The sequence below is a fragment of the Zoogloea sp. genome (assembly GCF_030157465.1).
GTDB lineage: Bacteria > Pseudomonadota > Gammaproteobacteria > Burkholderiales > Rhodocyclaceae > Zoogloea.
In genome coordinates, this window is record NZ_JAOAUU010000158.1 from 1 (window position 1) to 25332 (window position 25332).

Annotated in this window: 27 protein-coding genes, 1 tRNA gene and 1 other RNA gene; 15 read left to right on the top strand and 14 right to left on the bottom strand. The window is 65.0% G+C overall.

The window, feature by feature from the left end; all coding sequences use genetic code 11:
* Window positions 1-1100 (bottom strand): ISAs1 family transposase (locus Q1W26_RS19270; RefSeq protein ID WP_300443449.1); only part of this gene is annotated, 1100 nt, incomplete at its 3' end.
* Window positions 1101-1388: 288 nt separating this feature from the next.
* Here Q1W26_RS19270 and Q1W26_RS19275 point away from each other — a divergent pair.
* The 4 genes from Q1W26_RS19275 to rquA all read left to right on the top strand — a co-directional run bounded on the left by Q1W26_RS19275 (window position 1389) and on the right by rquA (window position 3953).
* Window positions 1389-1772 carry a hypothetical protein gene (locus Q1W26_RS19275; protein ID WP_300443452.1) on the top strand — a complete coding sequence of 128 codons (384 nt, stop codon included), beginning with the start codon at window positions 1389-1391 and terminating at the stop codon, window positions 1770-1772.
* A gap of 703 nt (window positions 1773-2475) precedes the next feature.
* On the top strand, window positions 2476-2817 hold the full coding sequence (locus Q1W26_RS19280; protein WP_300443455.1) for an immunity protein Tsi6 family protein: 342 nt from the start codon (window positions 2476-2478) through the stop codon (window positions 2815-2817).
* Window positions 2802-3101 carry a hypothetical protein gene (locus Q1W26_RS19285; RefSeq protein ID WP_300443458.1) on the top strand — a complete coding sequence of 100 codons (300 nt, stop codon included), beginning with the start codon at window positions 2802-2804 and terminating at the stop codon, window positions 3099-3101. The genes Q1W26_RS19280 and Q1W26_RS19285 overlap by 16 nt, the downstream gene beginning before the upstream one ends.
* Before the next feature lie 168 nt (window positions 3102-3269).
* Window positions 3270-3953 carry a rhodoquinone biosynthesis methyltransferase RquA gene (gene rquA, locus Q1W26_RS19290; RefSeq protein WP_300443461.1) on the top strand — a complete coding sequence of 228 codons (684 nt, stop codon included), beginning with the start codon at window positions 3270-3272 and terminating at the stop codon, window positions 3951-3953.
* A gap of 41 nt (window positions 3954-3994) precedes the next feature.
* Here rquA and Q1W26_RS19295 read toward each other — a convergent pair whose 3' ends face one another.
* The 5 genes from Q1W26_RS19295 to cbiB are packed head-to-tail and all read right to left on the bottom strand — an operon-like array spanning window position 3995 to window position 8628.
* A complete protein-coding gene (locus Q1W26_RS19295) occupies window positions 3995-4795 on the bottom strand; it encodes a cobalamin-binding protein (RefSeq protein ID WP_300443463.1) in 801 nt (266 codons plus the stop codon).
* Between the two features lie 7 nt (window positions 4796-4802).
* Window positions 4803-5837 carry a hypothetical protein gene (locus Q1W26_RS19300; RefSeq protein WP_300443465.1) on the bottom strand — a complete coding sequence of 345 codons (1035 nt, stop codon included), beginning with the start codon at window positions 5835-5837 and terminating at the stop codon, window positions 4803-4805.
* Window positions 5834-6703, bottom strand: coding sequence for a cobalamin-binding protein (locus Q1W26_RS19305; protein ID WP_300443467.1), 870 nt, complete (start codon window positions 6701-6703; stop codon window positions 5834-5836). The genes Q1W26_RS19300 and Q1W26_RS19305 overlap by 4 nt, the downstream gene beginning before the upstream one ends.
* A gap of 13 nt (window positions 6704-6716) precedes the next feature.
* On the bottom strand, window positions 6717-7697 hold the full coding sequence (gene cobD, locus Q1W26_RS19310) for a threonine-phosphate decarboxylase CobD (protein ID WP_300443468.1): 981 nt from the start codon (window positions 7695-7697) through the stop codon (window positions 6717-6719).
* Window positions 7690-8628, bottom strand: coding sequence for an adenosylcobinamide-phosphate synthase CbiB (cbiB, locus tag Q1W26_RS19315; protein ID WP_300443469.1), 939 nt, complete (start codon window positions 8626-8628; stop codon window positions 7690-7692). The genes cobD and cbiB overlap by 8 nt, the downstream gene beginning before the upstream one ends.
* Before the next feature lie 38 nt (window positions 8629-8666).
* On the opposite strand from cbiB, the gene Q1W26_RS19320 reads away from it, so the two are divergent.
* From Q1W26_RS19320 to ssrS, 4 genes are all read left to right on the top strand, one after another.
* Window positions 8667-10178, top strand: coding sequence for a cobyric acid synthase (locus tag Q1W26_RS19320; protein ID WP_300443470.1), 1512 nt, complete (start codon window positions 8667-8669; stop codon window positions 10176-10178).
* A 32-nt stretch (window positions 10179-10210) separates the two neighbouring features.
* Window positions 10211-10438 (top strand): hypothetical protein, encoded by a 228-nt coding sequence (locus Q1W26_RS19325; protein WP_300443471.1) that lies wholly within the window; start codon window positions 10211-10213, stop codon window positions 10436-10438.
* A 1-nt stretch (window position 10439) separates the two neighbouring features.
* A complete protein-coding gene (locus Q1W26_RS19330) occupies window positions 10440-10736 on the top strand; it encodes a cell division protein ZapA (protein WP_300443472.1) in 297 nt (98 codons plus the stop codon).
* A 35-nt stretch (window positions 10737-10771) separates the two neighbouring features.
* Window positions 10772-10953, top strand: a non-coding RNA gene (ssrS, locus tag Q1W26_RS19335) — 6S RNA.
* Between the two features lie 126 nt (window positions 10954-11079).
* Here the strand turns inward: ssrS and Q1W26_RS19340 are convergent.
* Complete coding sequence (locus Q1W26_RS19340; RefSeq protein WP_300443473.1) at window positions 11080-11535, bottom strand: c-type cytochrome; 456 nt, start codon at window positions 11533-11535, stop codon at window positions 11080-11082.
* Between the two features lie 144 nt (window positions 11536-11679).
* Between Q1W26_RS19340 and Q1W26_RS19345 the strand changes: the two genes are divergently transcribed.
* Window positions 11680-11756 (top strand) — tRNA-Arg (locus Q1W26_RS19345).
* A 226-nt stretch (window positions 11757-11982) separates the two neighbouring features.
* Here Q1W26_RS19345 and Q1W26_RS19350 read toward each other — a convergent pair.
* The 7 genes from Q1W26_RS19350 to Q1W26_RS19380 form a co-directional block, all read right to left on the bottom strand.
* The gene (locus Q1W26_RS19350) at window positions 11983-12423 is read right to left on the bottom strand and encodes a hemerythrin domain-containing protein (protein WP_300443474.1); all 441 of its coding nucleotides are present in this window, start codon (window positions 12421-12423) and stop codon (window positions 11983-11985) included.
* Between the two features lie 90 nt (window positions 12424-12513).
* A complete protein-coding gene (locus Q1W26_RS19355; RefSeq protein ID WP_300443475.1) occupies window positions 12514-13392 on the bottom strand; it encodes a VOC family protein in 879 nt (292 codons plus the stop codon).
* 12 nt (window positions 13393-13404) lie between these two features.
* Window positions 13405-13830: a lipocalin-like domain-containing protein gene (locus tag Q1W26_RS19360; RefSeq protein ID WP_300443476.1), complete on the bottom strand. Its 426-nt coding sequence runs from the start codon at window positions 13828-13830 to the stop codon at window positions 13405-13407.
* A 48-nt stretch (window positions 13831-13878) separates the two neighbouring features.
* Complete coding sequence (locus Q1W26_RS19365) at window positions 13879-14700, bottom strand: alpha/beta hydrolase (RefSeq protein WP_300443477.1); 822 nt, start codon at window positions 14698-14700, stop codon at window positions 13879-13881.
* Between the two features lie 169 nt (window positions 14701-14869).
* Window positions 14870-16207 (bottom strand): Rieske 2Fe-2S domain-containing protein, encoded by a 1338-nt coding sequence (locus tag Q1W26_RS19370; RefSeq protein ID WP_300443478.1) that lies wholly within the window; start codon window positions 16205-16207, stop codon window positions 14870-14872.
* A gap of 240 nt (window positions 16208-16447) precedes the next feature.
* On the bottom strand, window positions 16448-17449 hold the full coding sequence (locus Q1W26_RS19375) for an AraC family transcriptional regulator (protein ID WP_300443486.1): 1002 nt from the start codon (window positions 17447-17449) through the stop codon (window positions 16448-16450).
* 51 nt (window positions 17450-17500) lie between these two features.
* On the bottom strand, window positions 17501-17767 hold the full coding sequence (locus tag Q1W26_RS19380; protein WP_300443489.1) for a hypothetical protein: 267 nt from the start codon (window positions 17765-17767) through the stop codon (window positions 17501-17503).
* 525 nt (window positions 17768-18292) lie between these two features.
* Between Q1W26_RS19380 and Q1W26_RS19385 the strand changes: the two genes are divergently transcribed.
* The 6 genes from Q1W26_RS19385 (at window position 18293) to Q1W26_RS19410 (ending at window position 25301) form a co-directional block, all read left to right on the top strand.
* Window positions 18293-19318, top strand: coding sequence for a ring-hydroxylating dioxygenase ferredoxin reductase family protein (locus tag Q1W26_RS19385; RefSeq protein ID WP_300443492.1), 1026 nt, complete (start codon window positions 18293-18295; stop codon window positions 19316-19318).
* A gap of 13 nt (window positions 19319-19331) precedes the next feature.
* Window positions 19332-20657: an acetylornithine deacetylase gene (locus Q1W26_RS19390; protein WP_300443494.1), complete on the top strand. Its 1326-nt coding sequence runs from the start codon at window positions 19332-19334 to the stop codon at window positions 20655-20657.
* 66 nt (window positions 20658-20723) lie between these two features.
* On the top strand, window positions 20724-21605 hold the full coding sequence (locus Q1W26_RS19395; protein WP_300443497.1) for an alpha/beta hydrolase: 882 nt from the start codon (window positions 20724-20726) through the stop codon (window positions 21603-21605).
* Window positions 21605-22993 (top strand): amidase, encoded by a 1389-nt coding sequence (locus tag Q1W26_RS19400; RefSeq protein WP_300443500.1) that lies wholly within the window; start codon window positions 21605-21607, stop codon window positions 22991-22993. Before Q1W26_RS19395 ends, Q1W26_RS19400 begins: the two co-directional genes overlap by 1 nt.
* 36 nt (window positions 22994-23029) lie before the next feature.
* Window positions 23030-24484 (top strand): indoleacetamide hydrolase, encoded by a 1455-nt coding sequence (gene iaaH, locus Q1W26_RS19405; protein ID WP_300443503.1) that lies wholly within the window; start codon window positions 23030-23032, stop codon window positions 24482-24484.
* Between the two features lie 58 nt (window positions 24485-24542).
* On the top strand, window positions 24543-25301 hold the full coding sequence (locus Q1W26_RS19410) for a glucose 1-dehydrogenase (protein WP_300443506.1): 759 nt from the start codon (window positions 24543-24545) through the stop codon (window positions 25299-25301).
* The last annotated feature ends 31 nt before the right edge of the window (window positions 25302-25332 follow it).

Below are 25332 nucleotides of genomic sequence, written 5' to 3' on the forward strand. Positions count from 1 at the left end.
AATCCGCCTGGGGTTGGGGTTACTTGGCTTGAGCCAGAGTTATGCAACAACGCCGTGTTGAGGCGCAATAGATTCATCACGATATGGCGGACGATTGCGAGGTTATTGGCCGCGAAACCACTGCGAGTGCGGGACTGGTCGTCCGCGAGCTGAACATCGAGGCACCAGTGGAGCCGGTTTTCCACTTCCCAATGGCTCCTCACCGCACGGGCCAGGCGTGCGGCGTCTGCGGGCAGGCTGCTGATGTAATACGCGCGCTCAATGCTCGTCCGCCCGTCCTCCGTGCGCTCGCGCTCGATGATGGCGAAGCTGTGGATGTCCTGCCACTGTTCATGCTTGTAGAGCCGATCCACCGCGTCGTAGGCCCAGCAGCGGCGCACCTCGAGACGGCCATGATTCGTTTTCGTGGCCGTGACCTCGTCAGTCGAGCAGGGCCGCAGCGCACCCTCCGGGCCCAGCCCGGCAAACATGATCGAATCGAGCAGATTCGGGTGGTTGTCCTTCACGCACAGCACATAGTCGGCCTCGCCTTTGCGGATCGTTTCGGCGATCTTCGTCTGGGTGCCCATTGCGTCGATGGTCACGATCGTCCCTTGGAGCGCCAGGGTCTTGAGCAGCTCGGGAATGGCGGTGATCTCGTTGGATTTCTCCTCGGTGGCCTTCTGCCCCAGAACGACCCCGAGGCCGGCGGCGAAGGCGCTCACCAGGTGCAGCGGATGGGAGTCGGCGTCATTCTTGTTGTGAGACCGGCGGCGGGTCTTGCCGTCGATGGCCACCACCGTGTCTTTTGCCAGCGCGGGGATCACCATGCCCACCCAGCGCCGGAAGGCGGCCTCGAACTCGTCGGGCGAAATCAGCCCGAACACGCGGGCCAGCGTGTCGTGGGACGGGATGCCCTGCTCAAGCTTCATGAAACCCCGCCGCCAGTCGAGTTTCAACTTGGCCCACTCCTCAATGCCCACAAAATCGTCCGCGCTGCTGAGCACCCCGCACACCACGACCGTCAGAAGTTCGGCCAGATCGTGCTGCGTGTGCCGAGGGCTGCGCGGATCGGAGATCGAAACAAACACCTGCATCAGCGGCATCACTCCTGTCTTCATGGGAAGCCCAAAAAGCCAGGAAACTACACACTTTATGCGGCTGTGAACAGGGGGCGTGTAAGTTCATGAAGGTGAACGAAATTTTGCGGTGGGGTATGTCGGGTCGCTACGATTGCCATGACAATCCGGCCGAGGAAGGTTTCATTTGCAATGCCTACAAGGTAGGTCTTTCGTTTCCGAGGGATTGAGGGATTCAACCGCCGATGGCAAAGTGTTTCGAAGTCGGTTTGGGCTTGAGGATGGCAATTTTAGATTGATGAGTTGTCGCTACATACGGATATTGGAACAGTGAAAGAGGATTGTCGTTTACACGCTTTGAGCGCAAGGAGAGCGCTGCTTCTAGCAGGGTTTGATGGCCAGATCCAAAAGGACTCTGAGCTTTGTATGGAGTTTTCGGTTGATAAGAACTGGATTTTTAGATTTGAATGTGAAAAATATGGTGCCCCTGCTTGGAGAACGTCTATCGTTTATCGGGAAGGAAGTGGCTGGGCCGTTGATGGGTTTTCGATTCCTATTTTGATGCAAGTCTTTAGTAATTTAAAAGGAAAAGAGTATGGGTCGCTATCAATTCAGAGTCAGATAGATTTTTTGTCGTTTGAGAGGAGCGATGTTTTTAAAAATGTAGATTTTTATCGCGATGAATATAATCGTTTGAATGAAGCTGATTTTTGATCGTAACTTGTAACCGTTTAGGCTCGAAGAAAGTCACGCTGCGCCATGGTTTGGCAAGGACGGCAGGGTGCTTCAGCACGATACAAAACAGCTTGCTGGTATGGAAATTAATAATCGCGTCGAGGAATATTTTTCAAGAAAGTTGATCTGAGATGTCAGCAGCCATCGATGTTCCTCAGTATGTGGCTGATGAGTTCAATCGACCTTTTCGGCATCCAGGTCAAAATCCTGGTGCAATGGAAAGGAGTGTTGGAAGGGTTTTAGGTTTATTGGTGAAGCTCTGGACGGTATTCAAGGCTTGGGGTGGGAAATAGATGGAACGCCTTATCACTCTATTGAACGTCTGGAGCCATATGGTTTGAACAGGCTGAAAGCAAGTTCATCATCTATGCTGAGCAGCGTGGGCAAAGAACCGCATTGGCCGTATTCAAGGATTACCAACTTGCCGCTGACTATTTTGTATGGCTTGTTTCGGGTGGGGCTAGAGAAATTAATTGGGAATTGTTTCTTGAGATGGTGCCGTGAGAGCTGAGGTTGGCAATAAAGCTCCTCCGTGTCAGGCTGCTCTTTTTATGGTTGCTGCGTGGTGCGTGGGACTGAATTTTTCGGCTCGATCAAAGACGCGTTCTGGTGCCTGATCCGTCCTGTTGCACACAACTCACCGCCCTGTACCCCGTTGTTATAGGTCACTAAGGATAGGGTTATGACTGCTTTAAAAACAGTTGAAAGAGCTTTGGCGCTTGCACGCGTTCGATTGAGGAAAAATCCTGAGTTTGAAATATTCACATCGACGGTAGCTCAGTTGGAGTATTTGTTATCGGTGCTGCGGGGGGATGAAAGAGATCGATCCCGCCTGAAAGATATTATTGTCGGGCATTTTGCGGTGCGGGAGTTTGAGGAGAGTGATCCTGAGCTGGCTGAGGCTTTAAATGCTGCACAAGCCATTGCGTTCAAGGCTGCAAGGGGCTTAAAGGTTTATCCGTTCCCAGCCCGGTCACCCCGTTCTCAAGGCAATTGCGAGGAAACCAAATGTTCACCTGGTTGAATAAGCAGGGCGTCAGGAGTGACGCAGGATTTGAGGTTCAATTTACAGGTCGTTTCGACGCCGACTATCGAGAGGCGGGAAAGGTGATGTCGATCTATGTGGAGAGTGGCATCCATGATGGGCAGGCTTGCGTCATCATTAATCCAGACGCTTTTGACCGTTGGAATAGTGATGCGCCAGGCGTCAAGTTGCCTGCGGATGAGCGAGAGCGAATTCAGCAGAACTTCACGGAAGCCATGCTTTTTCAGGGGCTGAAGACGGTTGTGGAGTCGGGAGCGCCCTGAGCTTGATGGGGCCATTCCCACCGCAAGTGGGCCTCACCGATCAGCCGTGCTGCAGTCTGCATGAACCCGCCGTTTCGCCGTATGATTCGGCGAGATTCAAGTCCGACGCGGGTTGCCGGCGATTTGGCCGTGTTGTCCGCGAAGCTGCAGCCTTTGAAAAGCGCCCCCATGCCCAACACCAATTCCGCAGCCACTCCTCCCGTCCCCGATTACCTTCGAGACACCTACACTTGGGCTTACCTCGATCACCGTACCGTTCCCTGGCTGGATCAGCCGGTGGTGGTTTCGGCGATTCTGTGGGGAAACGCGAGTCGCCTGATGAATGCTGCGGTGCGTGAGTTCAGTGCCGGTCAGCGGGTGTTGCAGGCGGCGGCGGTGTATGGGGATTTTTCGCAGCGGCTGGCGCGGCGACTGGGGGGCGACGGGCAATTGACGGTGCTCGATGTGGCGTCGATCCAGATTGCCAACACACGGCGCAAGCTGGCGCCGTGGCCGGCTTCGTCGGCTCACGTGGCGGATCTGACCGAGCCGGTGGGGACGACTTTCGATGCGGTGTGCTGCTTTTTTCTGCTGCACGAGGTGCCGCCCCACGCCCGGCAGCGGATTGTGAGCAACCTGCTCAACGCGGTCGAGCCGGGTGGCAAGATCGTTTTCGTGGATTACCACCGGCCGCGCGGCTGGCATCCGATGCGGCCGATCATGGCGCTGGTGTTCCGCTACCTGGAGCCCTTCGCCAATTCGCTGCTGGCCGAATCCATCGACAGCCTGGTGCCGGAGACGGCCGGTTTCGAATGGACCAAGGAAACCTTCTTCGGCGGGCTTTACCAGAAGGTGGTGGGCGTGCGGCGTTAAGGCCGCATTGCCCTGATCGCCGCCCTCGGCGGCCGGCTGCTTCAGCCGAGGCTGTCGAGGCAGCGTCCGATGGCGGGCAGGCCTTCGCGGATGGCGGCGGGGCCGGGCGCCAGCAGGATGGCCGATTTGATCTCGACGACATGCCCGTCTTTTACCGCGGGGATGGCTTCCCAGCCTGGCCGGCTGGTGACATGCGCCGGCTGAAAGTGCTTGCCGCACCACGAGCCGATGATGAGATCCGGCGCGCGGGGAATGACCACCGCCGGGTCGGCGAGGATGCGCTGTTTGGCGTTGGGGTGAACCGAGAGTTCGCCGAAGCAGTCTTCTCCGCCGGCGATGCCGATCAGCTCCGACACCCAGCGGATGCCGGTGATCAGCGGTTCGTTCCATTCTTCGAAATAGACTTTCGGCCGACGTCCGAGGCGGGCGGCGCGGGCTTCGCCGGCCGCGCGCTCGGTGGCGATGGTCTGCTCCAGTTCGGCGACGAGTGCGAGCGCCCTGGCGTCGGCGCCAACCAGCCGGCCGACGGTTTCGATCATCGCCAGGATGCCGTCCACGCTGCGGTGGTTGAAGACGTGTACGGCCACGCCCGCTTTGATCAGGTCGCGGGCGATGTCCCCCTGTAAATCCGAAAATGCCAGCACCAGATCGGGTTCGACGGCGAGGATGCGTTCGATCTTGGCGCTGCTGAAACCGCTGACCTTGGGTTTTTCCTTGCGCGCCCGGGGCGGGTGGGTGGTGAAGCCCGAAATGCCGGCGATGCGGGCTTCCTCGCCGAGCAGATAGATCACTTCGACGGTTTCGGTCGACAGACAGACGATGCGTTGGGGCAGGCGGGCCATGGGTGCCTCAGCGGGGAAAAGGTGACGGACAGCCCGATGTGTCGCTCGCCGGATTGCACAGGCGCACATCGGCGAGAAAGGCTTCGGCGGCGGCTTGCTGGCCGCGGCTGTCGGCGTGGACCTTGGCGGCATCGCCGGCCGGCAGGCGCCAGCTGCGCTGAACAACATACAAAAAATCCGGCCCTTCGATGGCTTTGACGACGGCCAGTTCGGCGAAATTGGTGTCGGGCACGCGGGGGCAGACGAGCAGGGTTTGCAGGGTCTGGCCCGATTGGCCGTCACCCCAGCGCACACTTTCGACGGTGCCGGCGGGAATGCCGCAGCGCCTGGCCCGCGCGGCCTGCATGCCTTCGAGCAGGGCGAGGGCCTGCCCGGGGCGCTTGCTGCGCGGCAGGCCCTGCACCGAGATCAGCTGGGTCCATTCGCGGATGCTCTCGCCGAGGGGCGCGAAATCGGCGCTCCAGCTTCCGCCTTTGCCGGTGTTGCCGTTGGCAACGGGAAGGGTGTCGGGCGGCAAGGGCAGGTTGAGCCAGCGCGCGCCGCCGGCTGCTTCTTCGGTGCGGCGTTTGGCGGCCAGTTCGCGCAGGCGCCGGTAGGGCGGGTTGAGTTCGGCCTGAAAGTCGGAGGCGGTGCTTTCGGCCACCACCAGGCGCGAGGCGTCGCGCTCGAAGCGATACCACGCGTCGTACTCGCGGGTGGCGCCGCAGGCCTGCACGGTCCAGCGCTCCAGTGAATGGTGGACACGGGCGGGGCGGGTTTCGATGAGATCCGGCGCAGCCTGCACGGTGTGGGTGACGCGCACGTCGGTGCAGGGCGGCGTCGACTTGGCCTCCAGCGCCTGGATGCGTTCAAGCACCTTGTCCTGGGATGTCGCCGTGCGCCAGGCGCCGGCAAAACCGGGCACCTTGCGCCGGTCGGCCGGAATTGCCGCAACCTGGCCGATGGCGGTGACGATCTCGCCGGGCAGCGGCCCGCTGTCGGCTGCCATCGCCGGGCCGGCGACCGCGGTCAGCAGGGCGATGAGAACTGCGCCGGTTTTCATCGCCGGGCTCGCGCTTCGTCGAGCTGGCCGCACAGGCGTTCGGCGCCGTCGAGGATGCGCGGCGTGTGGCGCTGGATCTGGTCCGGCGGGATGAAGAACAGATTGCCCTGCGCCACGGCCGGCAGTTTGGTCCATTTGCGCCAGTCGTCCAGCCACTCCGGCCGGCCTTCGCCCATGCCGCTGGCGACGATGACTTCGGGCATGGCGGCCAGCACGGCTTCGGCGTCGATGGTCGGCGCCAGCATCGGCAGTTTGGCAAACACGTTGTCGCCGCCGCACAGGCGGATCACGTCCGAAATGAGATGCTCGCCGTTGATGGTCATCAGCGGGCGGTTCCAGGCTTCATAAAAGATGCGTACCGGCGGCCGCGCCGAATACTTGGCGGCCAGCGCCGCGTGGCGCTTGCGGAAGGCCTGGGCGGCAGCTTCGCCAGCGCTGTCGGTGCCGGCAAGCTTGCCGAGCTGGGCGATGCTCCTGGCCACGTCGTCGATGCGGCGCGGCTCGTTGATGAACACCGGGATGCCGAGGGCGCGCAGTTTGTCCAGGTGGGCGCCGCGGTTGCCGCTCTTCCAGGCCACGACGAGGTCGGGCTTGAGGGCGGCGACCTTTTCCATGTCCACCGAGGTGTAGCCGCCAACCCGGGTGATCTTTTTGGCGGCGTCGGGGTAGTCGCTGTATTGCACCGCGCCGACCACCTGGTTGCCGGCGCCGGCGGCAAACAGCATTTCGGTGATGTGCGGGGCGAGGCTGACGATGCGTTTGGCCGGCTGGGCGAGGTGCAGGGCCTGGCCGGTATCGTCGGTGATGTCGATGGCGGCCTGGGCAGAGCCCGCGGCAAGCAGCAGGGTGAGGAGCAAACGGCGCATGGGGCGGGCTTTCTCAGAGAATCCGGAGGCGGGTGAGGGCGGCGGCGAGGCGTGCCCATTCGGTTTCGTTGCCGGGCAGGCCGAAGCGCAGGCCGGGCGGGGTTTCAAACAGGCGGGTGAGGATGCCCTGTTGGGCAAGCTGGCTGTGGATGCGGGCCGCGTCGGGGCGGGGGCGCCACTGGAAGAGGGCGGTGCCGGCGCCGCCGCCAAGCCCGTGCTGGTCCAGCAGGGCGGCGAGGCGCTGGCTGTTGGCGGCAAGTTGCGCCCGGGCGGCGGCCTGCCAGGCGGTGTCGGCCAGCGCTGCGGCAGTCACCGCCCGCGCCGGGCCCGACACGGCCCACGGCCCGAGCCGGTCGGCCAGTTTTTCAAGAAGCGCGGCTTCGGCAAACACAAAGCCGACCCGCGCCCCGGCGAGGCCGAAGAACTTGCCCACCGAACGCAGTACCACCAGCCCCGGCTGCCCGGCCAGGGGCACAAGGCTGGCCATGGGTTCGGCGTCGAGAAAGGCTTCGTCGACGATCAGCCGTCCGCCGCGAGCGGCCAGATCGGCGTGCCAGGCGAGCAGTTGTTCGCGCGAAAAACGCTGCCCGTCCGGGTTGTTGGGCTGGACGAGGAGCAGTGTGTCGGCGTTGCCCACGGCGGCATCGATTTCTGCGCCGGGCAGCGCGGTGAGCGCGTGCCCGCGCCAGGCGTGGGGATGTTCGGCGTAGGTGGGCGCGAGGGTGATCACGCGGCCGGGGGCAAAGCAGGCGGGCAGGGCCTGGATCGCGGCCTGCGAGCCGGCCACCGGCAGCAGCTGCGTGCTGCCGTAATACGCGGCGGCGGCGGCTTCGAGGCCGTCGTCGGTTTCGGGCAGGCGCTGCCACACTTCCGGCGCCAGCGGCGGCACCGGCCAGGCTTGCGGGTTGATGCCGGTGGATAGATCCACCCAGTCGGCCAGGGGAATGCCGTAGCGCTGCGCGGCCAGGCGCAGGCGTCCACCGTGCTCAAGCATGGGCAAACACGCTCACGCCGGCCACGGCCAGCAGCCACAGCCAGATGCTGTTGTGGACCAGCGCCACGGCTTTGTCGATGTCGGTGGCGCGGGCCGCCTCGCCGGTGCCCAGACGCGGGCGGTCTTCCAGCTGGCCGTGGTAGATCGCCGGGCCGCCCAGGGACACGCCCAGTGCGCCGGCGCCGGCGGCCATCACCGGGCCGGCGTTGGGGCTGTCCCAGGTGGGGGCCTGGGTGCGCCAGCAGCGCAAGGCGTCGGCGGTGTTGCCGAGCAGGGCGTAGCTCAGCGCGGTAAGGCGGGCCGGAATGTAGTTGAGCACGTCGTCGATGCGCGCCGCCGCCCAGCCGAAGCGCAGGTAGCGTTCGTTGCGGTAGCCCCACATGGCGTCCAGTGTGTTGGCGAGGCGGAACATCAGTGCGCCCGGGCCGCCCAAGAGCGCAAACCAGAACAGCGCGCCGAAGATCGCATCGTTGCCGTTTTCGAGCACGGATTCGACGGTGGCCTTGGCGACGCCGGATTCGTCGAGCTGGCTGGTATCGCGGGAGACGATCCACGACAGGCGCTGGCGCGCGCCGGGCAGATCACCCGCGATGAGCGGCGTGGCCACCGCGCGGGCGTGTTCGGCCAGGCTGCGGCTGCCGATCGCAAAATACAGCAGGCCCACGTCCAGCAGCAGGCCCAGCCAGATGTTGCCCTCGCGCAGCGAACCGGCCAGCGCCACCCACGGCAATATGGCGGCGCTCCAGGCCAGCAGGCCGATGCCCCGATTGGCGCCGAGGCGCCGGAACAGCCGCTCGATCGCCGACGCGTAGCGCCCGAAACCGACCAGCGGATGATGATGCGGCGGCTCGCCGAGCAGGCGGTCGAGGAGAAGGCCGAGGCCCATCGGAATGGCTACGGAGAGCAGGGCGGCGAGGTGCGGGGCGGGCATGGGATAATCGAAAGCTTTTGCACCCCGGATTGTAATTCATGCGTCAAGCCCGCACCCTGATGGTTCAAGGCACAACCTCCGACGCGGGCAAAAGCACCCTCGTCGCCGGCCTCGCCCGCCTGCTTTTCCGGCGCGGCGTCAGCGTCGTGCCCTTCAAGCCGCAGAACATGGCGCTCAATTCGGCGGTCACCGTCGATGGTGGCGAGATCGGCCGCGCCCAGGCCCTGCAGGCCATTGCCGCCGGCCTCGCGCCCCATACCGACATGAACCCGGTACTCCTCAAACCCTCGTCCGACATCGGCGCCCAGGTCATCATCCACGGCCGCGCGGTGGCCAACCTGTCGGCCCGGGCCTACCACGACTACAAGCCCCGTGCGATGGCCGCCGTGCTCGAAAGCTATGGCCGCCTCACCGCAGCCTACGACGCCGTGCTCGTTGAAGGCGCCGGCAGCCCCGCCGAAATCAACCTGCGCGACCGCGACATTGCCAACATGGGCTTCGCCGAAGAAGTCGATTGCCCGGTGATCATCGTCGCCGACATCGACCGGGGCGGCGTATTCGCGCATCTGGTCGGCACGCTGGAGCTGCTCTCGCCCACCGAGCAGGCGCGGGTAAAGGGCTTTGTGATCAACCGCTTCCGCGGCGACATCGGACTGCTGCAATCCGGCCTCGACTGGCTGGAGGCGCGCACTGGCCGCCCGGTGCTTGGCGTGCTGCCCTACCTGCACGGGCTCTTCCTCGACGCCGAGGACGGCCTTGCCGATGCCCGAGTGGATAAATCCGGCAGCGAGGGCGCCGCCCGCCTGCGCGTCGTTGCTCCGGTTTATCCGCGTATTTCCAATCACACCGATCTCGACGCCCTGCGTCTGCACCCCCAGGTTGATTTTTCGTGGGTTGGCCCCGGCCAGCCGATTCCGCCGGCCGACCTGATCGTGTTGCCCGGCTCCAAGGCCGTGCAGGCCGACCTTGCCTGGCTGCGTGCCCAGGGCTGGGAGCCCGCGCTGCGCCGCCACCTGCGCTACGGCGGCAAGCTGGTGGCCATTTGCGGCGGCTACCAGATGCTCGGTCGCCAGCTCCACGATCCGCTGGGCCTCGAGGGTGCTCCCGCCAGCATCGCCGGCCTTGGCCTGCTCGACATGGAAACCACCCTCGAAGCCGAAAAGCAGCTCGAGAACGTCACCGGCACCCTCGCGCTGCCCGGTAACGCCCCGGTTTCGGGCTACGAAATCCACATGGGCGTCAGCCGCGGCCCGGCGCTGGCGCGGCCTTCCGTGCACCTCGCCGGCGGTCGCCCCGATGGCGTGCTGTCGGACGACGGGCAAATTCTCGGCACCTACCTCCACGGCCTCTTCGACCATCCGGATTCCCTTGCCGCACTGCTCGCCTGGGCCGGTGTTTCCGATGCCGAACGGGTCGATCTTGGTGCCCGCCGCGAAGCCGATCTCGACCGCCTTGCCGACAGCATGGCCGGGCACATGAACCTCGCTCGCCTCGCCGATTGCTTTGGTGACGGCGCTGCCGCCACCGCGCTTCGTGCCGGGCTTGCTTGACCGCTCATCCGCCCCTCTCTAACATTCCGCCGATGGACGCCGAACTCGCTTCACTCGAACTCAAGCTCGAACAACTGATCAGCCAGCACGCCTCGCAGCAGGCCCGGCTGATGAGTCACTACGCCGATGCCGCAGCGGAAAACAGCCGCCTCAAGGAGCGTGTAGACGCCCTCGAAGCGGCCAACCGCGAACTCACCGACAAGCTCGGCCTCGTAGGCTCCCGCCTCGAAGCCCTGCTCGCACGCATCCCGGAGGCCTGACATGGAACCCCTCGACATCAAGCTGTTGGGGCGCGAATACCGCGTCGCCTGCAAGCCCGAAGAGAAGGAAGGCCTGCTGGCTGCCGTCACCTATCTCGACGAAAAAATGCGTGATCTGGCCGGCAAGACCAACTCTGCCGGCGAGCGCCTGGCCGTCATGACGGCCCTCAACATCACCCACGAGTTTCTGCAATTTCAGCGTGCGGGCGGATTTGACATCCCGACGCTCAAGCGTAGAATCGAACGCATCAACGGTCGCCTGGATGGCGTTCTGGCAGAGCAGGAAAAGTTCTCCTAGATCCCGCCCGAATCACCAGCAACCCTCGATTTGATTATCCCCTGCGGTGTTGGTTAAGGCTTTAAACTCCTTGAACCAATGTCCTTGTGACATGGGTCGCCGCCCATAGAAATCGCCGGTGTGCGCGCTCCTCGTCGAGTGTGCCTGAGGCGAAAGGAAAGCGACCTCCCTGAACTCCGGTTCAGGATGCCGGCCTGACGGCACTCGCGGGGGACCCTACAAAAAAACGCAGACCAACTGGTCTGCGTTTTTTTATGTCTGGCGGTTTTTACGCCGCCGACTATTGCTGCTTCCTTCCGGCCGGCTTCGTTCAGCGATGCCGGCTGGAAGGAAAGGCTCGAACTCAGTCCGGAGCCTTGAAGCCGGCACCCGCCTTGTTGGCCAGGAAGGCCACCACGCGCTTCAGTTCGCCGTCGGTCAGATCGGCCGCGCCGCCCCTCGGAGGCATTGCATTCTTGCCCGCCGCCGCAGACTTGACCAGGCCATCGAAGCCCTGGGCCAGACGGGGTGCCCAGGCGGCCTTGTCGCCCGCCTTCGGCGCGCCGGCCGCGCCGCTTTCGTGACAGGCGCCGCAAACGGAAGCGTAGATATCTTCGCCCTTGCGGGCACCCGCTGCCACGGCAGGCGCGGCAGCCAGTTCGACACGGGCGACCGGCTGGATCAGCGCAGCTGCGAGTTCTTCATCGACGGCCGCTTTCTTGCCACAACCCGCAAGCTGGGTAGCCAGGGCGGCAATGCCGATGGAAAGGACAATCCGCGCGAAGGAACGGGCGGGGGCAGAGCGATGAAAATCCGACATGCTGAATTCCTCGAGTACGGTCAAGATTGATTAAGGCGTTGATTATAGCGACGCTATTCCCTTTCTGTCAGGCAAAGCATGGACTCCGCCCCCGATTCGCGCTATCCTGCGCGCCGCACGACGCAAAGTCGTGCATTCAACCGCGCGCCCGTAGCTCAGCTGGATAGAGTACTGCCCTCCGAAGGCAGGGGTCACACGTTCGAATCGTGTCGGGCGCGCCAAAAAATCGTTGAAAACCAAGTGCTAAGGCCACCCGTTCGGTGGCCTTTTTGTTTGGTACGGAATGCGTACGGAAAACCGGTTGAGCGTATGCCCTGGTCGGGCGTGCCCGGCTGGTCGTCTTTCGCTAGCGTTCTCCGCCGCAGGCGGGAGGGGCTGGCGTGGCACGTCCGGTCCCTCCTTGCCGCCAAGCCTCACGGGGCCGGCAGCGCGCGTGGCCTGTGAAGATCACGCCGCTTCCATGCGGCGAAATACCAGCGGACGGCCGTTATGGCTGCGTTTCACCAGCCAGGTGGCCAGGGCGGAGTCCATGTAGTCCGCGTGCCCTGGAAACCAGTCGACCAGCGCCTGGGCGTAAGCGCGGGCCACGTCGAACCGGCCCTGGGCCACAACCTCCCGCACGTCGTACGCTGAATTCAGAACCTTCTCGTGCTCTTCGATATGGCATTCGCCGCCGCCAGGAAAGTCGGGGGCGCTGAGCCAGTCGTTTTCCTGTTGGAAATGGGCTTCCGCGTGATGGATGAAGGCATCGAGGGCGCCCGGGATTTCAGCGTCGCGGGCGTTCAGCAGGGCACCGACGCATTCGACAAATTCCGCATGCGTCGTGTCGATCGTATTGTGTCCCAGCAGGAAGCGGTCGCTCCAGGTAAATGGCTGCTCGGTCGTCATCTGCGTCTCTCCTTGCTTTGATGCGGTGTCTCGGGTGGGGCCTCGATTCTTGCACCGAGGCCCGGTGTCTTGTTGCGCTGAAAACCCGGCCTACAAATGTTTGTGGCCCCAGACGCTGGTCACGTCGAAGAGCTTCACGTCCGTGTCGTCGGGTTCAATTTCCAGCCCGCCCCAGCCGCATTCGAACTGGAGTTTGGAGGGGGACTCGACATAGAAGGAGAACATGTTGTCGTTCACATGCCGGCCGATAGAGCGCGTCTGACGAAAATCGTGGGTGTGCACCCGGTCGAGCGTGAGCCCCACGTCATCGATGCGATTGACCTGCAGCATGAGGTGCCCGAGGCGGCGGGGAATCGGCAGGCGGCCGAAGGCCAGCGTGTGGTGGCGCGGATTGCAGCGCATGAAGATGAAGTCCCCGGCGAGCCCGCCGTAGTTTTTGGTGGACACGTAGTCGCTGGTGACGAAGCCCATCATCTCGGCGTAAAAGCGCTGCACCTGCCGGGGGTCGTCGACCACCAGCATGAGGTGCCCCAGACCCTGGTCGCCGGTCACGAAGCCGCCGTGGCCGACCGCCGGGCAGAAGGGCTGCTGCGGGCGGAGCAGGCCGCCGTAGGAGACTTCCACCTCGATGCCCGAGGGGTCGGTCAGGCAGCACATTTCGTAGACGCCGCGGGCAGCGCATTCTTCCGGGCTGGCCAGCCGGAAGGCGTGCCCGGCGCCCTCGAGCCGGGTGCAGACCTCTTGCAGTCCGCTCTGGTCGGCCACTTCCAGGCCGATTGTTTTCAAGTCGTTCTTGTCGCCGCGGGACACCATGATGCGCCACGGGCGGGCGTCGATACGGAATTTCAGGCAGTCGGCGGTGCTCTCCGCCGCCACTTCGCAACCGAACACGTCGCTGCCGAAGAGGCGCCAGCGCGCGAGATCGGAGGCCTCGATTTCCACGTAGGCCAGGCGTTTTACCAGACTCATGATCACGCCTCCTCAGCGCGTCCGCCGCCAGGTCAGCCTGGCGGTACGGGCTTCGGGCGTCCCTTCTTCAAGGCGGGCGACCAGCATCAGCTCGCCCTGGTCGCCCCGGACGATCTTGCGGCGCTGCGTGCCACCCTGCCAGTTCGGAAAGATGGCCAGCTCGACGTGGTGGGTCACGTAATCGCCATCCACCGAGTAGGTTCCGGCGTAGGAGAGGTATTCGTTGTAGGCCGCGGCCTTTTCCGCATCGCTGGCGTCCCACTGGCCGCCGGTGGTGAAGGGCGTGCGGGGCGAGCGGGTCACGAGAACGAAGAGGGTTTCGTCCCCGTACTCGATGAAGCCTTCCACCTTTTCGCCAAAGGGATGGACAACACGTCCATCGTCGTATTCCTGGGTCCACGACTGGACGTACCAGCGGCCCTTGAGGTCATGCGTCATTGCTCAACTCCTAGTCATCCGTCACCCCGTTGAGGCGTGACCGGGGGCTCATTCGGTCAGGAAGTCGCGCACCAGGCGCGCGAATCGTCCCGCGTGTTCAATCTGTGTCCAGTGGCCGCAGTGGCCATAGACGTGCAACTGGGCGCGAGGGATCAGCTCGCACAGGCGCAGCGAATTGGCGAGGGGAATCACCTTGTCCTCGCGGCCATGGATGACCAGCGTTTCGTTGGGGAGCGCGCGGATCGATGCCTCGGCGCTGGCGAGCGCCTGCACCCAGCGCTGACGCGGGGCGGGGAACATCGCCGCAAAGGCCTCCTGCGCCCCGGGCTGGATGCTCGCCTCGTAGCGGGAGCGCACGATGTCCTCGGTGATGCGGGAGCGGTCGAAGGCGAAGACGTCCATGATCCGGCGCATGTTGTCCATCGACGGCTCATAGCCCCACACCGCATCCAGGCCGGGTGTCAGCTCGAAGTCCACGCCGGCCGCACCCATCAGCACCAGCCGGCGGACACGCTGGGGATGCTGGATCGCCAGCATCAACGCCAGGGCGCCGCCAAACGAGTTGCCGACGATATCCGTCTGTTCCACCCCGAGGGCATCCAGCAGGCCCACCGCCTGGGCCACCCAGCGCTCCGGTGAATACTGCCCGTCCGGATCGCGGGCGCTGTAACCGAAACCCAGCATGTCGGGCACGATCACGCGGCACGCCTTCGCCAGTTCCGGCATCGCGAGACGCCAGTTCACAAAGCCGCTCACGCCCGGCCCGGAGCCGTGGATCATGAGGACGGGACGGCCTTCGCCCAGATCGTGATAGTTGGTTCTGACGCCGTCGATATCGATGGAAAGGCCGATTTCCGGGTTCTGCTGCATCGCAGTGTAGTCCTGTGAGGAGGCGCCCTCCGCGGGGGAGGGCGCATGGGATGAAGGCATGGCCGGCCGTCAGGCTACGGTCGGGCACCGGCTGCTTGCCGTGCCGGCCCGAGGCCCGCCGGAACGGATGCCGCTCGATCCGGCGGCATCCCCAGGCCCGGCAAGAGGCTTAGAAGTCGACCTTGTCGGTCTTGTAACGCGGCGGCTTGCCCTCGGCGGTGTCACGGAAGCGTTGCGCGGTGTCCTTGCGCGAGCCCGCCACACCACGACCCGGCTTGGCGATGCCGCGGTTCCAGCGCGAGGCCAGCTTGCGCCAGGTGATGGGCGACAGGTCGGTGGACACGAGTTGCTCGTCGTCCCAGCCGGTGCCGTCGGCGTAGAAGTTCTGCATCGCTTCGCGCGCATAGATGTCGCAGTCGTTGAAGCCATGCAGCGCCAGCGGCTTGTAGACACGCTCGAAACGGTACTTGTAGTCCTCCAGCTCCTTCGGCGTCTTGCACACGCGCACCAGCACTTCCCAGTATTCGTGCGTGTCGTCGGTGATGGGCACGTTCCACTCGTACTGCACGACGTGCTCTTCCGGCCAGTTCTCCACCATCAACACGCCCGGCATCACGACCGAGGTGCGATAAGGACGGGCATTGACGCCCTGAACCTCGACGCCCAGCTCCTTGTTTTCCAGGATGGGCTGCCACTTGTCGGTGAACATCCACTGCATCATGCCCTTCGGGCCGTCTTCGTCCTCGACCACGCTGATCGCATCGTCGCCGGTCGGCACGATGCCGAGCGGCAGCACCCAGTTCATCGCCTGGACGATGCTGCAATCCTTATGCACCAGGATGTGCGCGTTGTCGAAACCGTTCTCGATGGCGACGCGCCAGTTGCCCTGGCCGGTGCGATGCATGCCCTTCGCGACGGCACCCTCGTCGAGGATGCTGGGCGTGTTCGGCCACAGCGGGTGGGGGAAGCGATCGTTGCTCTTGGGGAAGCGGAACGGCAGGTCGTGCTCCAGCGGCGGCACGTCCTCGTCGGCGTAATCGTCCTCACGTACGAAGACGAAAATCATGCCGGCCACTTCAGTCACCGGATAGGTCGTCACGCCGGTGGTGCCGATCAGCTTGTCATCCGGGTTGCCGACGATGGTCGTCAGGCGGCCGTCGTTCAGGTCGAAGGTGAAACCGTGGTACCAGCAGGAGATGGTCTTCTTGTCGAAGCACATCTTCTTCTCGGACATGCGCACGCCGCGGTGCACACACCGATCCTTGAGCGCATGGATCTTGCCATCCACGCGTCGCAGCGCGATGGGCACGCCGCAGATCTGGATGCCTTGAACGTCGTCTTCCGGCAGCTCGTCGCTGAAGAGGGCCGGATACCAGTGGTTGATGAAGCCCCAGGCGGCATCCTTGTAAGGCTGATACTGGCTTTGCGTTTTCTGGTTATTGACGCGCTCGTCGCTGATCTGGTTGAGTTTCTGGGTACGCCGACGAATGATGGGTTGGTCCGACATCTGAATCTCCCGGTAGCTGGATTGGGTGAGAGCGTGATGAAAAGTGCTGTGCATGCGGGAATGATGTTATTCGGCCATCCTTTGTCCGACGCTCCACCCAATGCCCGGCTTATCCCCTTAGCGCACGAATGAAAACGGCCGTTTTCGCGTGCGACGAATCCGCGGCGGGCGAGGCAAATCGCGCCCAAAAAAAAGCCCGCATCAGCGGGCGGGCGTGGGGAAAAGCATTCGGAACCCGGGTCAGCGTGCCAGGGTCTGGGATGGGCTTTCGCCGAAGCGGCGCTTGTAGTCGGTGGTGAAGTGGCCGAGGTGGCTGAAGCCCCATTTGTAGGCCACCGCCGTCACCGTGGATTCGTTGAGCGACAGGCGCTTGAGCTCTTCATTCACCCGACGCATCCGCACTTCCTTCAGGTAGAGCATCGGCGACGTGTTACGGAAGCGGCGAAAGCCGTTGAAGATGGAGCGGCTGCTGACGCCGGCATGCTCGGCGAGGTCCACGATCGTGATCGGCTCATCGGCGTGCTCGTCGATATAGCGCTCGATGCGTTTTACGAAGGCCGGGGCGATCGAACGCTCCTCGCCGGCCAGCTCCTCGCTGCAGTTGTGAGGCTGGCAGGTGAGCAGCATGGTGATCACCATCTGCTCGACCTGTGCGGCGATGATCGGTGAGTCGAAGCTCGTCTCGCCGATCGCCAGGCTCTCGTAGATCCAGCGCAGCAGGCTGGTCCAGCGCATGCCGTCAGCGCTATCGAGCGACATCGAGGGCTGGAATTCGAGCGGACGGCGCATGCCGTGCCCGAGATGCTGGATGCAGTTGCGCTCCAGCGCCTCGCGGTCGATCCGCACCACCAGCTTTTCGGTGTCCATCTCGTGCTGAATCTGCACCGGCGTGTTGGTGTTGATCACCGAACCACACTTGCCGGCCGAGAGAACGGTTTCGTTGCCGACGCGGACGACTTCGCGCCCGCTCAGCGGCACCTGCGCCAGGTAAAAGGATTCGAAGCCGCTGGCTTCCACCCTGACCTCGCCGCCGTAAGTCATGCGCCCGAAGCCGACGCCGCGCACCTGGCGCAGGTGCAGTTGCGCGTCGATCGGACGCTGGCCGCCGATCTTGGTCAGCCGGCTCTCGCAGAAGGTGCGAACGCCCCATTGGCGCGCCTCTTCCACGTCTTGTGTGTGAAACGTGCTTGCGCTGGCGATCGCTGCGTAGGGGATCGCTGCATCATGACGTGCGAGCTCCATCAATATCTCCTCTGGTGGGCGTTTGCGGCCGTTCTCGTTTTTTTTGGATTTTCAACATTCGTTTCCGGGCCGCATAACGAATGCATGAGTCTTTGCGGGAACGCGGATACAGCGCCGCTTCCGGGCAACAGGTTTAAACGAAGCGGCAGAAAAATTCCAATCATTTTCATCTGAAAATAAACTCCCGCATTGCACAAATTTGGTCGATTTTTCGGCAGGGATATTTGCCTGAACGCCATTGATTTGAATTGCATTTTTGCCCGTCCAGACACGCCTGCCACGAGTGCTTCGTGAATGTTTTTTCAAAGCAAAGGCCATGCCATCAATCGGTTAGTGAATAAAGCGCGGAAGGATTCCGTGCCAAATCAGACAAATATGCGCTGCCGGGATAATCAGTGCACTTTTCGTATATCCGGATTCGGAGCGTTCAAATAATCGGTTTGTATTTTTCCGATTTCCTCTCCGAAACAGGCCGACGCTACCGAACCCCATACCCTTAATTTGTGCATCGCGTCATTGCCATGCACCGAAATGTGCAGGCCTGAAGAAAGGTGCACTTTTGGGATAAGGCCTGCGCTGCACGGACAGTGCGGAGGGCTCCAGATGACGGCGATCAAGGCAGTTTCCTCGGGACCTTCGAGCGAGCGCCGGGTAGCCGGCGCATCTCCGGATCGGTCTCGGGCCGTCCGCCAGCACCATCAAGCGCCATTTGAAAACTGCACTGCCGGGATAAGCCCTGCCTCCACCGGAGCGACCATCCCTGGGCGAATTCATAGGATGCCGACGAAGCGCTGCCCCTGGCGCGCACCACGAGCGTGTACACCAGCTATGGAACCAAGGCCCATGAACGATATGCACCAAATCACCCTGCGCTTCGCCGATGGCGTGACGCACCAGGTCGTGGTCGAGAACGCACGTACCGTCCTCGACGCAGCCCTCGAATCCGGCGCACCCTTGATGCACCAGTGTCATTCGGGCAGTTGCTCGAGCTGTATCGCCACTTTGTCGTCGGGCGACGCCGCCACCCGGCCCGGCGCCAGCGCCAGCCTGCTGAGCAGCGAATATGCCGCCGGGCAGCGCCTGCTGTGCGTCACCCAGGCCAACTCGAACTGCACCTTCGAACTGCCCTACACGAGCACCGCCGGCCTCAACGGCCCGGTCACGGCGCACGCCTTCGTAAATGGCGTGGAGCGCATTGCATCGAATGTCATGCAGTTGACGCTGGAGCTGGCCGACGACAACTGGCTGGATTTTCGCCCCGGCCAATATCTGCAGATCGAGGTGCCCGGCACCGGCGAGGTGCGCAGCTATTCGCCCTCGAGCATCGCCGCCGAGCTGCCGCGGCTGCAACTGCTGATCCGGCTCCTGCCCGGTGGGGCGATGTCGGGCTGGCTGGAGCATCAAGCCAGGCCGGATGACGTCGTCACGGTCAAGGGGCCCTACGGCGCCTTCTACCTGCGCGAGGAGTACCGGCGCGCGAAGCACATCTTTGTAGCCGGCGGCACCGGGCTGGCGCCGATCCTGTCGATGATCGACGGCGTCCGCCAATGGGGCGGGCGCAAGCCGCCGATGCTGCTGAGCTTCGGCTGCGCCACGCCGGATGCCCTGTTCTGCCTCGACGAGATCGAGCTGCGCAAGCAGTGGATGCCCACGCTGGAGGCCCGGATCTGTGTCGACCGGGGCGCAAGCGATTCGCTCCACGGGGGCAGCCCGGTATCGGCGCTTCGCGACAGCGACGTCAGCGGCCCCGACAGCGTCGCCTACCTGTGCGGCCCTCAACCGATGATCGACGCCGCCACCCAGCGGCTGCTCGAGATCGGGGTGCCCCACGAACGCATCTTCAGTGAGCAATTCGTCGCCAGTCATTGACCCGGAGCCCCCCATGAACACCTCATCCAGACCGAGTTTTTCCGCCCAACAGCAAGCCTGGTACGAGCAGGCCTGCGCCCGCATCGACCCCAAGCGCCTGCAAAAGCTGCTGTTCGAGATCGTCGACATCCACAGCCCCACCGGCGCCGCCCGCGCCGCCAGCGAGTTCATGGCCCGCCACCTCGCCGAGGTGGGCATGGACGCGCGCTACCAGCCGATGACCGACACCAGCGGCAACGTGCTCGCCGAGGTGCGTGGCAGCGGTGGCGGCGCCACGCTGATGCTGTATTCGCCGATCGACACCCACCTCGAACTCGACGAAGCCGAGAGCCAATGGACTGGCGCGAAGGGTGAGGCCGACATGCAGCCGCGCGCCCAGATGCTCGACGACTGGGTGTTCGGCCTTGGCGCGTCGAACCCGAAGGCGATGGTGGCGACGCTGACCGAGATCGCCACCGCGCTGATCGAAGCCGGCGTGCCCCTCACCGGCGACCTGATGGTCGGCATGGCCGATGGCGGCATGCCGGTGGACATCGCGTCGCGGCAGCACTCGGGCATGTCGAACGGGGTTCTGCACCTGCTCAACCGCGGCGCGGCCGCCGATTTCGCGGTGATCATGAAGCCGTGGAACTGGGTCTACAACGAAGAGCCCGGCATGGGCTGGTTCAAGCTCCGGGTGCATGGCACGCTGGGCTATGCCGGGGTGCCCCACGATCTGCCGGCCTTCCGCAGCTCGGTGGTGCCCGCCGCCACGGTGATCCAGGAACTGCAGGCCTGGCTCCTCGACTACGCCGACCGCAACACCTCCGGGGTGATCAAGCCCCACGGATGGATCGCCGGGGTGCGCTCCGGCGATCCGCAGCGCCCGGCCTTTCCGTCCGCGATCACCGAGATCTTCCTCGATGTCCGCATCAACCCGCGCACCACACCGGCCGACGTGAAGGCCCAGTTCGCGGCCTTCGTCGACACGCTCCGCGAGCGCCACCCGGACATCGTCCTCGATTGGGAGATGTTCGGTTCGGTGCCCGGCGGCACCACCGATCCGGACAACTGGATCGTGGCTTCGGCCAAGCGCGGCTGGGAGCACATCGAACAGCGGCCCCACGGGGTGCCGGATCTGCTCGGCGGCCAGACCGACGGCGCCGCGCTGCGTCGCTACGGGGTGCCCACCGTCCGCCTCGGCTGGCCGTGGCCCGCGCCCAATCCGCCGCTGCCCGTCGCCGAAGGCCTGGGCGGGATGGGGGCCACCTACGTGCCGGATCTCATCCCCTGCGCCCACAAGATCATGTACGTGCTCATCGACACCCTCACCCGCAAACGCCACGAGCTGGGCCTGTAACAACCCTGGGCCGGCGCCTTGCCGGCCCGCCTTGCCCGTGTTGCGCCTGTTTCCAGGAGATTTCCCATGCCGCTCGAGAACCATGAGCCCCCCGTCGTTCCGGGCAGCTCCAGCTGCTTCGTTACCGTGGACGGGATTCGTATCCATTACCGCGAGGTCGACGGGCCGGACGACGCGATTCCGGCCATCTTTACCCACGGTGGCGGGCCCGGCAGCACCGGCTGGAGCAACTTCCGCCTGAGCGCCGGCGCCGTGTCGGCCCGGCGGCGCTGCTATTTCATCGATTTTCCCCAGTTCGGCCAGTCGGACATGGTGCCGATCGGCGGCCCCGTCTTTTCGTGGCAGGCCGCCAGGCTGCTGCAGTTCATGGACGCCCTGGGCATCGACAAGGCGCATCTGATCAACCAGTCCTTCGGCGGCTGCGTGGCGATCCGCCTGGCCGCGGACAGGCCGGAGCGCGTCGCCAGCCTCACGCTGATCGGCTCGCAGCCGGTGGCGGGGGGCATCCTGTCGCCGCTCCCGCTGTTCAGCAAGCACGCCCGCAACATCATGCACGACTACTTCGTCGCCGACGGGGGCCCCAGCCTGGACAAGATGCGCGCCCTGATCGCGCGGCTCGAATACCACGACGACGCGCGGGTTACCGAAGACAACGTCCGCCTGCGCTACGAGGCCAGCATCAACCCGGGTTTCCGGGCGCTCCTGCAGACCCCCGGCGCTTTTGGCGAGTGGGAGAACCTCGTTCCCGTCTTCCCCCGGGTGCAGGCGCCCACGCTGATCTTCTGGGGCCTGCACGACTGGTTCGGCGGCGTCGATGTGCCGATGCTGATGCTCAACCAGTTCGCCGACGCCCGCCTGCATGTGATCGGCCGGGCCGCCCACCACCTCCAGAGCGAGTGCCCCGACGAGTTCAACGCCCATCTTCGGGCGTTTCTGGAGCGGCTGTGATGCGCGGACTGCACTATCGGGAAATCTCCCAGCTCGCCCCGCTGATCCGGGCCGGCAAGCTCTCGCCGGTGGAGCTGACGGACGCCTTCATTCGCCGCATCGAAGCGCTCGACCCGCAATTGCACGCCTACGCCCGGATCACCGCCGACGCGGCCCGGGCCACCGCGCGGGCGGCGGAGGCGCGCATCCGGCGGGGCGAATATCTCGGCCCCCTGGATGGCATTCCCCTCGCGGTGAAAGACCTGTTCTGGACCCAGGGCGTCGTGAGCGCCGCCGGGACGACCATCCACGGGGATTTCGTTCCGCAGCAGGACGCCACCGTGGTGCGCCGGCTGCGCGAGGCGGGGGCCATCATCCTCGGCAAGCTGCAGATGACCGAGGGCGCTTTCGCCACCCATCACCCGTCGATCACCCCGCCGGTCAACCCCTGGGGCGAAGGCCACTGGACCGGGGCCTCGTCGAGTGGCTCCGGCGTGGCGACCGCGGCCGGCTTGTGCTGTGCCTCCCTCGGCACCGATAGCGGCGGCTCGATCCGCTTCCCCTGCGCCGCCAACGGCCTCACCGGGCTCAAGCCCGGCTGGGGGCGGGTGAGCCGGCACGGCACCTTCGAGCTGGCGGCGCTGCTCGACCACGTGGGGCCCATGGCCCGCAGCGCGGCCGATGCCCGCCTCCTGTTCAACGCCATCGCCGGCCACGACCCCCTCGACCCCACCTCGGCAGGGCCGCGCCCGACGGGAAGTGCCCGGGCCGTACCGCTCAAGGGGCTGAACATCGGGATCGACCCCGGCTGGAACGCCAGCGGCACCGATGACACGACCCGGCGTGCACTGGAGCAGGTCGTCGCCACGCTGCGCGATCTGGGTGCCACGGTTCGGGAAATCTGCTTCCCCGACGCCTGGGCCATCGCCGGCCAGTGGGAGGCGCAGTGCGGCATCCAGACCGCCCTGGCTCACGCCGCGACCTATCCCGCCCGGGCGGCGGAGTACGGCCCCGCCCTGAGCCGCCTCATCGACGGGGGCCTCGCCCTGCGCGGCACCGACTACCAGCGCCTGCTGCTGTCCGCAGCGGATTTCACCGGCCGGGTCAATGCGCTGCTGGAGACCATCGACCTGCTGCTGGTGCCGGTGCAGCCCATCGCAGCCCCGACCCTGGACCAGCTGGGCGCCCTGGCCGCCGACCCCGACGCCAATCAGCGCCTCATCCAGTTCACCGCGCCGTTCAACATCACCGGCCACCCTGCGCTGAGCCTGCCCTGTGGCCAGACTGCCGCGGGCATGCCCCTCGGATTCCAGTTCGTCGCCCGCAAGGGGGGCGAGCAGACCCTGCTGGGGGCCGGCGTGGCCCTGCAGCGGGCCACCGACTGGCACCGCGCCCACCCGGTGTGCTGAAACCCGACCCATCGAAATCCAACCAGGACGCATTCCATGCCGCACATGCCCCCCGCTTCTGTCCCCATTGATGAACTGACCATTGCCGCTGCGCTGCGCTTGCTCGCCAGCGGCAGTCTGAGCAGCGAAGCCCTCGTGAAGGCCTACCTCGAGCGGGCCCGCGCGCGGATCGATCTCAACATTTTCATCACCCTCGACGAGGAGGGCGCGCTCGCGGCCGCCCGCGCGGTCGACGCCGCCCGCCAGGCCGGCCAGCCCCTCGGCCCGCTGGCCGGCATTCCGGTCGTGGTGAAGGACAACATCCACGTCGCCGGCCTGCCCTCCACCGCCGGCACGCCGGCGCTGGCCGATTTCGTGCCGGCCGATGACGCCCCCGTGGTGCGCCGGCTGCGCGAGGCCGGGGCGATCCTGCTCGGCAAGACCAACATGCACGAGCTGGCCTTCGGCGCCACCGGCTACAACGCCGCCTTCCATGTGCCCGAGGTCGTCGGCGTGCGCAACCCCTACGATTCCGCCCGCATCGCCGGCGGTTCGTCTTCGGGCAGCGCCGCGGCGCTGGGCGCGCGCATGGCGCCGGCGGCGCTGGGCACCGACACCGGCGGCTCGATGCGCATCCCGCCGGCGCTCAACGGCTGTGCCTCGCTGCGCCCCAGCGCCGGCCGCTACCCCGGCCAGGGCATCGCGCCGATCGCCTCCAGCCGCGACACGCCGGGGCCGATGGCGCTGTGCATGGCCGATGTCGCGCTGCTCGACGGCCTGATCACCGGCAATCTGTCGCTGCCGCCCGTCGAGCTGAAGACCTTGCGCCTCGGCGTGGTGCCCGACTTCTGGGCCAACATGGACGCTGAAGTCGCGCCGATCGCCGCCGCCGTCCGGCAAAGGCTGGAGGCGGCCGGCGTCACCTTCGTGCAGGTCGACGACAAGGAAATCATGGCGATGAACAACGCCGTGGGCTTTCCGGTGGTGTTCCACGAGGCGCGCACCGACATGGAGGACTACCTCGCCACCCAGGGGCCGGGGATCAGCATCGAACAGCTGCGCGCCGGTATCGCCAGCCCCGACGTGGCCGGCATCTACGACACCTTCGTGCTTCCGCAGAAGGCGTTCGACCTGGACGGCAACATCGTCGATTCCGCCCCGCTATATGACATGGCCCAGCGCACCGGGCGCCCGGCGCTGCGCGCCCACTACCAGGCCCTTTTCGAGCGCCATCGCCTGGACGCCTTCGTCTTTCCCACCACGCCGATCGTCGCGCCGCTGGCGAGGCCCGATGTCAGCGAGCCGCAGAACTTCGCGCTGCTGATCCAGAACACCGAACCCTCGGCCAGCGCCGGCCTGCCCGGCATCCAGTTGCCGGTGGGCCTCGGCGCCAGCAGCGGCTTGCCGGTGGGCTTCGAACTCGACGGCCATGCCGGCGACGACCGCCGCCTGCTGGCGATCGGCATGGCGCTCGAAACGGTGATCGGCCGTATCGCCCCGGCGCCGCACTGAATCATTCCAGGCAAACATCGGTCACCCGGCCGTACCCCCCAACGACAGGAGTCAGACAGTGAGCAAATACCCCGAACTCAAAGACAAGGTCATCATCGTCACCGGCGGTGGCAGCGGCATGGGCCGCGCGGCCTGCATGGCGCTGGCCGCCGAAGGCGCACGCGTCGTGCTCGGCAACCGCAACCGCGACCAGGGCGAAACCATTGCCGCCGCCATCATTGCGGCCGGCGGCCAGGCGGTGTTTCAGCCAACCGACGTATCGAAGCCCGCCGATTGCGCCGCGCTGGTGCAGCGCGCCCTCGACACCCATGGCCGCCTCGATGGCGCCTTCAACAACGCCGGCCTGCAGCGGGAGTTCTGCGACATCCACGAGACGCCCGACGCCGACATTTCCGATGTCATCGACATCAACCTGAAGGGCATCCTGTACATGATGAAGTACGAGGCGGCGGCGATGCTCAAGAGCGGCGGCGGCGCCATCGTCAATAACAGCTCCATCTTCGGCCTCAAGGCCATGCCCCACCTGGCCTACTACGTCGCCGCCAAGCACGGCATCATCGGCGCCACCCGCGCCGCGGCGCTCGACTATGCACAGAGGGGCATCCGCGTGAATGCCGTGTGCCCCGGCCCGATCAAGACGGCCAGCTATGACCGCGTCACCGGCGGCGACGATCACATGTACGACGACGGCGTGCCCATGCACCGCATCGGGCAACCCGGGGAGGTGAGCAGCGCCGTGCTGTGGCTGCTGTCCGAACAATCGTCCTACGTCACCGGTGGCTTCATTTCGACCGACGGCGGCATGTCGGCGGGCTGAGTCCGGCCGCCTATCATCCATACAAAAAAGG

Bases quoted from the DNA above. Each gene is read 5' to 3' on its own strand.
- Q1W26_RS19380 (WP_300443489.1), bottom strand. From the start codon at position 17,767: ATGGCCTTTGCTTTGAAAAAACATTCACGAAGCACTCGTGGCAGGCGT.
- Q1W26_RS19295 (WP_300443463.1), bottom strand. From the start codon at position 4,795: ATGGCCCGCCTGCCCCAACGCATCGTCTGTCTGTCGACCGAAACCGTC.
- Q1W26_RS19375 (WP_300443486.1), bottom strand. From the start codon at position 17,449: ATGGAGCTCGCACGTCATGATGCAGCGATCCCCTACGCAGCGATCGCC.
- cbiB (WP_300443469.1), bottom strand. From the start codon at position 8,628: ATGCCCGCCCCGCACCTCGCCGCCCTGCTCTCCGTAGCCATTCCGATG.
- Q1W26_RS19320 (WP_300443470.1), top strand. From the start codon at position 8,667: ATGCGTCAAGCCCGCACCCTGATGGTTCAAGGCACAACCTCCGACGCG.
- Q1W26_RS19360 (WP_300443476.1), bottom strand. From the start codon at position 13,830: ATGACGCATGACCTCAAGGGCCGCTGGTACGTCCAGTCGTGGACCCAG.
- rquA (WP_300443461.1), top strand. From the start codon at position 3,270: ATGCCCAACACCAATTCCGCAGCCACTCCTCCCGTCCCCGATTACCTT.
- Q1W26_RS19330 (WP_300443472.1), top strand. From the start codon at position 10,440: ATGGAACCCCTCGACATCAAGCTGTTGGGGCGCGAATACCGCGTCGCC.
- Q1W26_RS19350 (WP_300443474.1), bottom strand. From the start codon at position 12,423: ATGACGACCGAGCAGCCATTTACCTGGAGCGACCGCTTCCTGCTGGGA.
- Q1W26_RS19300 (WP_300443465.1), bottom strand. From the start codon at position 5,837: ATGAAAACCGGCGCAGTTCTCATCGCCCTGCTGACCGCGGTCGCCGGC.
- Q1W26_RS19400 (WP_300443500.1), top strand. From the start codon at position 21,605: ATGCGCGGACTGCACTATCGGGAAATCTCCCAGCTCGCCCCGCTGATC.
- iaaH (WP_300443503.1), top strand. From the start codon at position 23,030: ATGCCGCACATGCCCCCCGCTTCTGTCCCCATTGATGAACTGACCATT.
- Q1W26_RS19325 (WP_300443471.1), top strand. From the start codon at position 10,211: ATGGACGCCGAACTCGCTTCACTCGAACTCAAGCTCGAACAACTGATC.
- Q1W26_RS19285 (WP_300443458.1), top strand. From the start codon at position 2,802: ATGTTCACCTGGTTGAATAAGCAGGGCGTCAGGAGTGACGCAGGATTT.
- Q1W26_RS19340 (WP_300443473.1), bottom strand. From the start codon at position 11,535: ATGTCGGATTTTCATCGCTCTGCCCCCGCCCGTTCCTTCGCGCGGATT.
- Q1W26_RS19365 (WP_300443477.1), bottom strand. From the start codon at position 14,700: ATGCAGCAGAACCCGGAAATCGGCCTTTCCATCGATATCGACGGCGTC.
- Q1W26_RS19370 (WP_300443478.1), bottom strand. From the start codon at position 16,207: ATGTCGGACCAACCCATCATTCGTCGGCGTACCCAGAAACTCAACCAG.
- Q1W26_RS19280 (WP_300443455.1), top strand. From the start codon at position 2,476: ATGACTGCTTTAAAAACAGTTGAAAGAGCTTTGGCGCTTGCACGCGTT.
- Q1W26_RS19390 (WP_300443494.1), top strand. From the start codon at position 19,332: ATGAACACCTCATCCAGACCGAGTTTTTCCGCCCAACAGCAAGCCTGG.
- Q1W26_RS19395 (WP_300443497.1), top strand. From the start codon at position 20,724: ATGCCGCTCGAGAACCATGAGCCCCCCGTCGTTCCGGGCAGCTCCAGC.
- Q1W26_RS19385 (WP_300443492.1), top strand. From the start codon at position 18,293: ATGAACGATATGCACCAAATCACCCTGCGCTTCGCCGATGGCGTGACG.
- Q1W26_RS19305 (WP_300443467.1), bottom strand. From the start codon at position 6,703: ATGCGCCGTTTGCTCCTCACCCTGCTGCTTGCCGCGGGCTCTGCCCAG.
- Q1W26_RS19355 (WP_300443475.1), bottom strand. From the start codon at position 13,392: ATGAGTCTGGTAAAACGCCTGGCCTACGTGGAAATCGAGGCCTCCGAT.
- cobD (WP_300443468.1), bottom strand. From the start codon at position 7,697: ATGCTTGAGCACGGTGGACGCCTGCGCCTGGCCGCGCAGCGCTACGGC.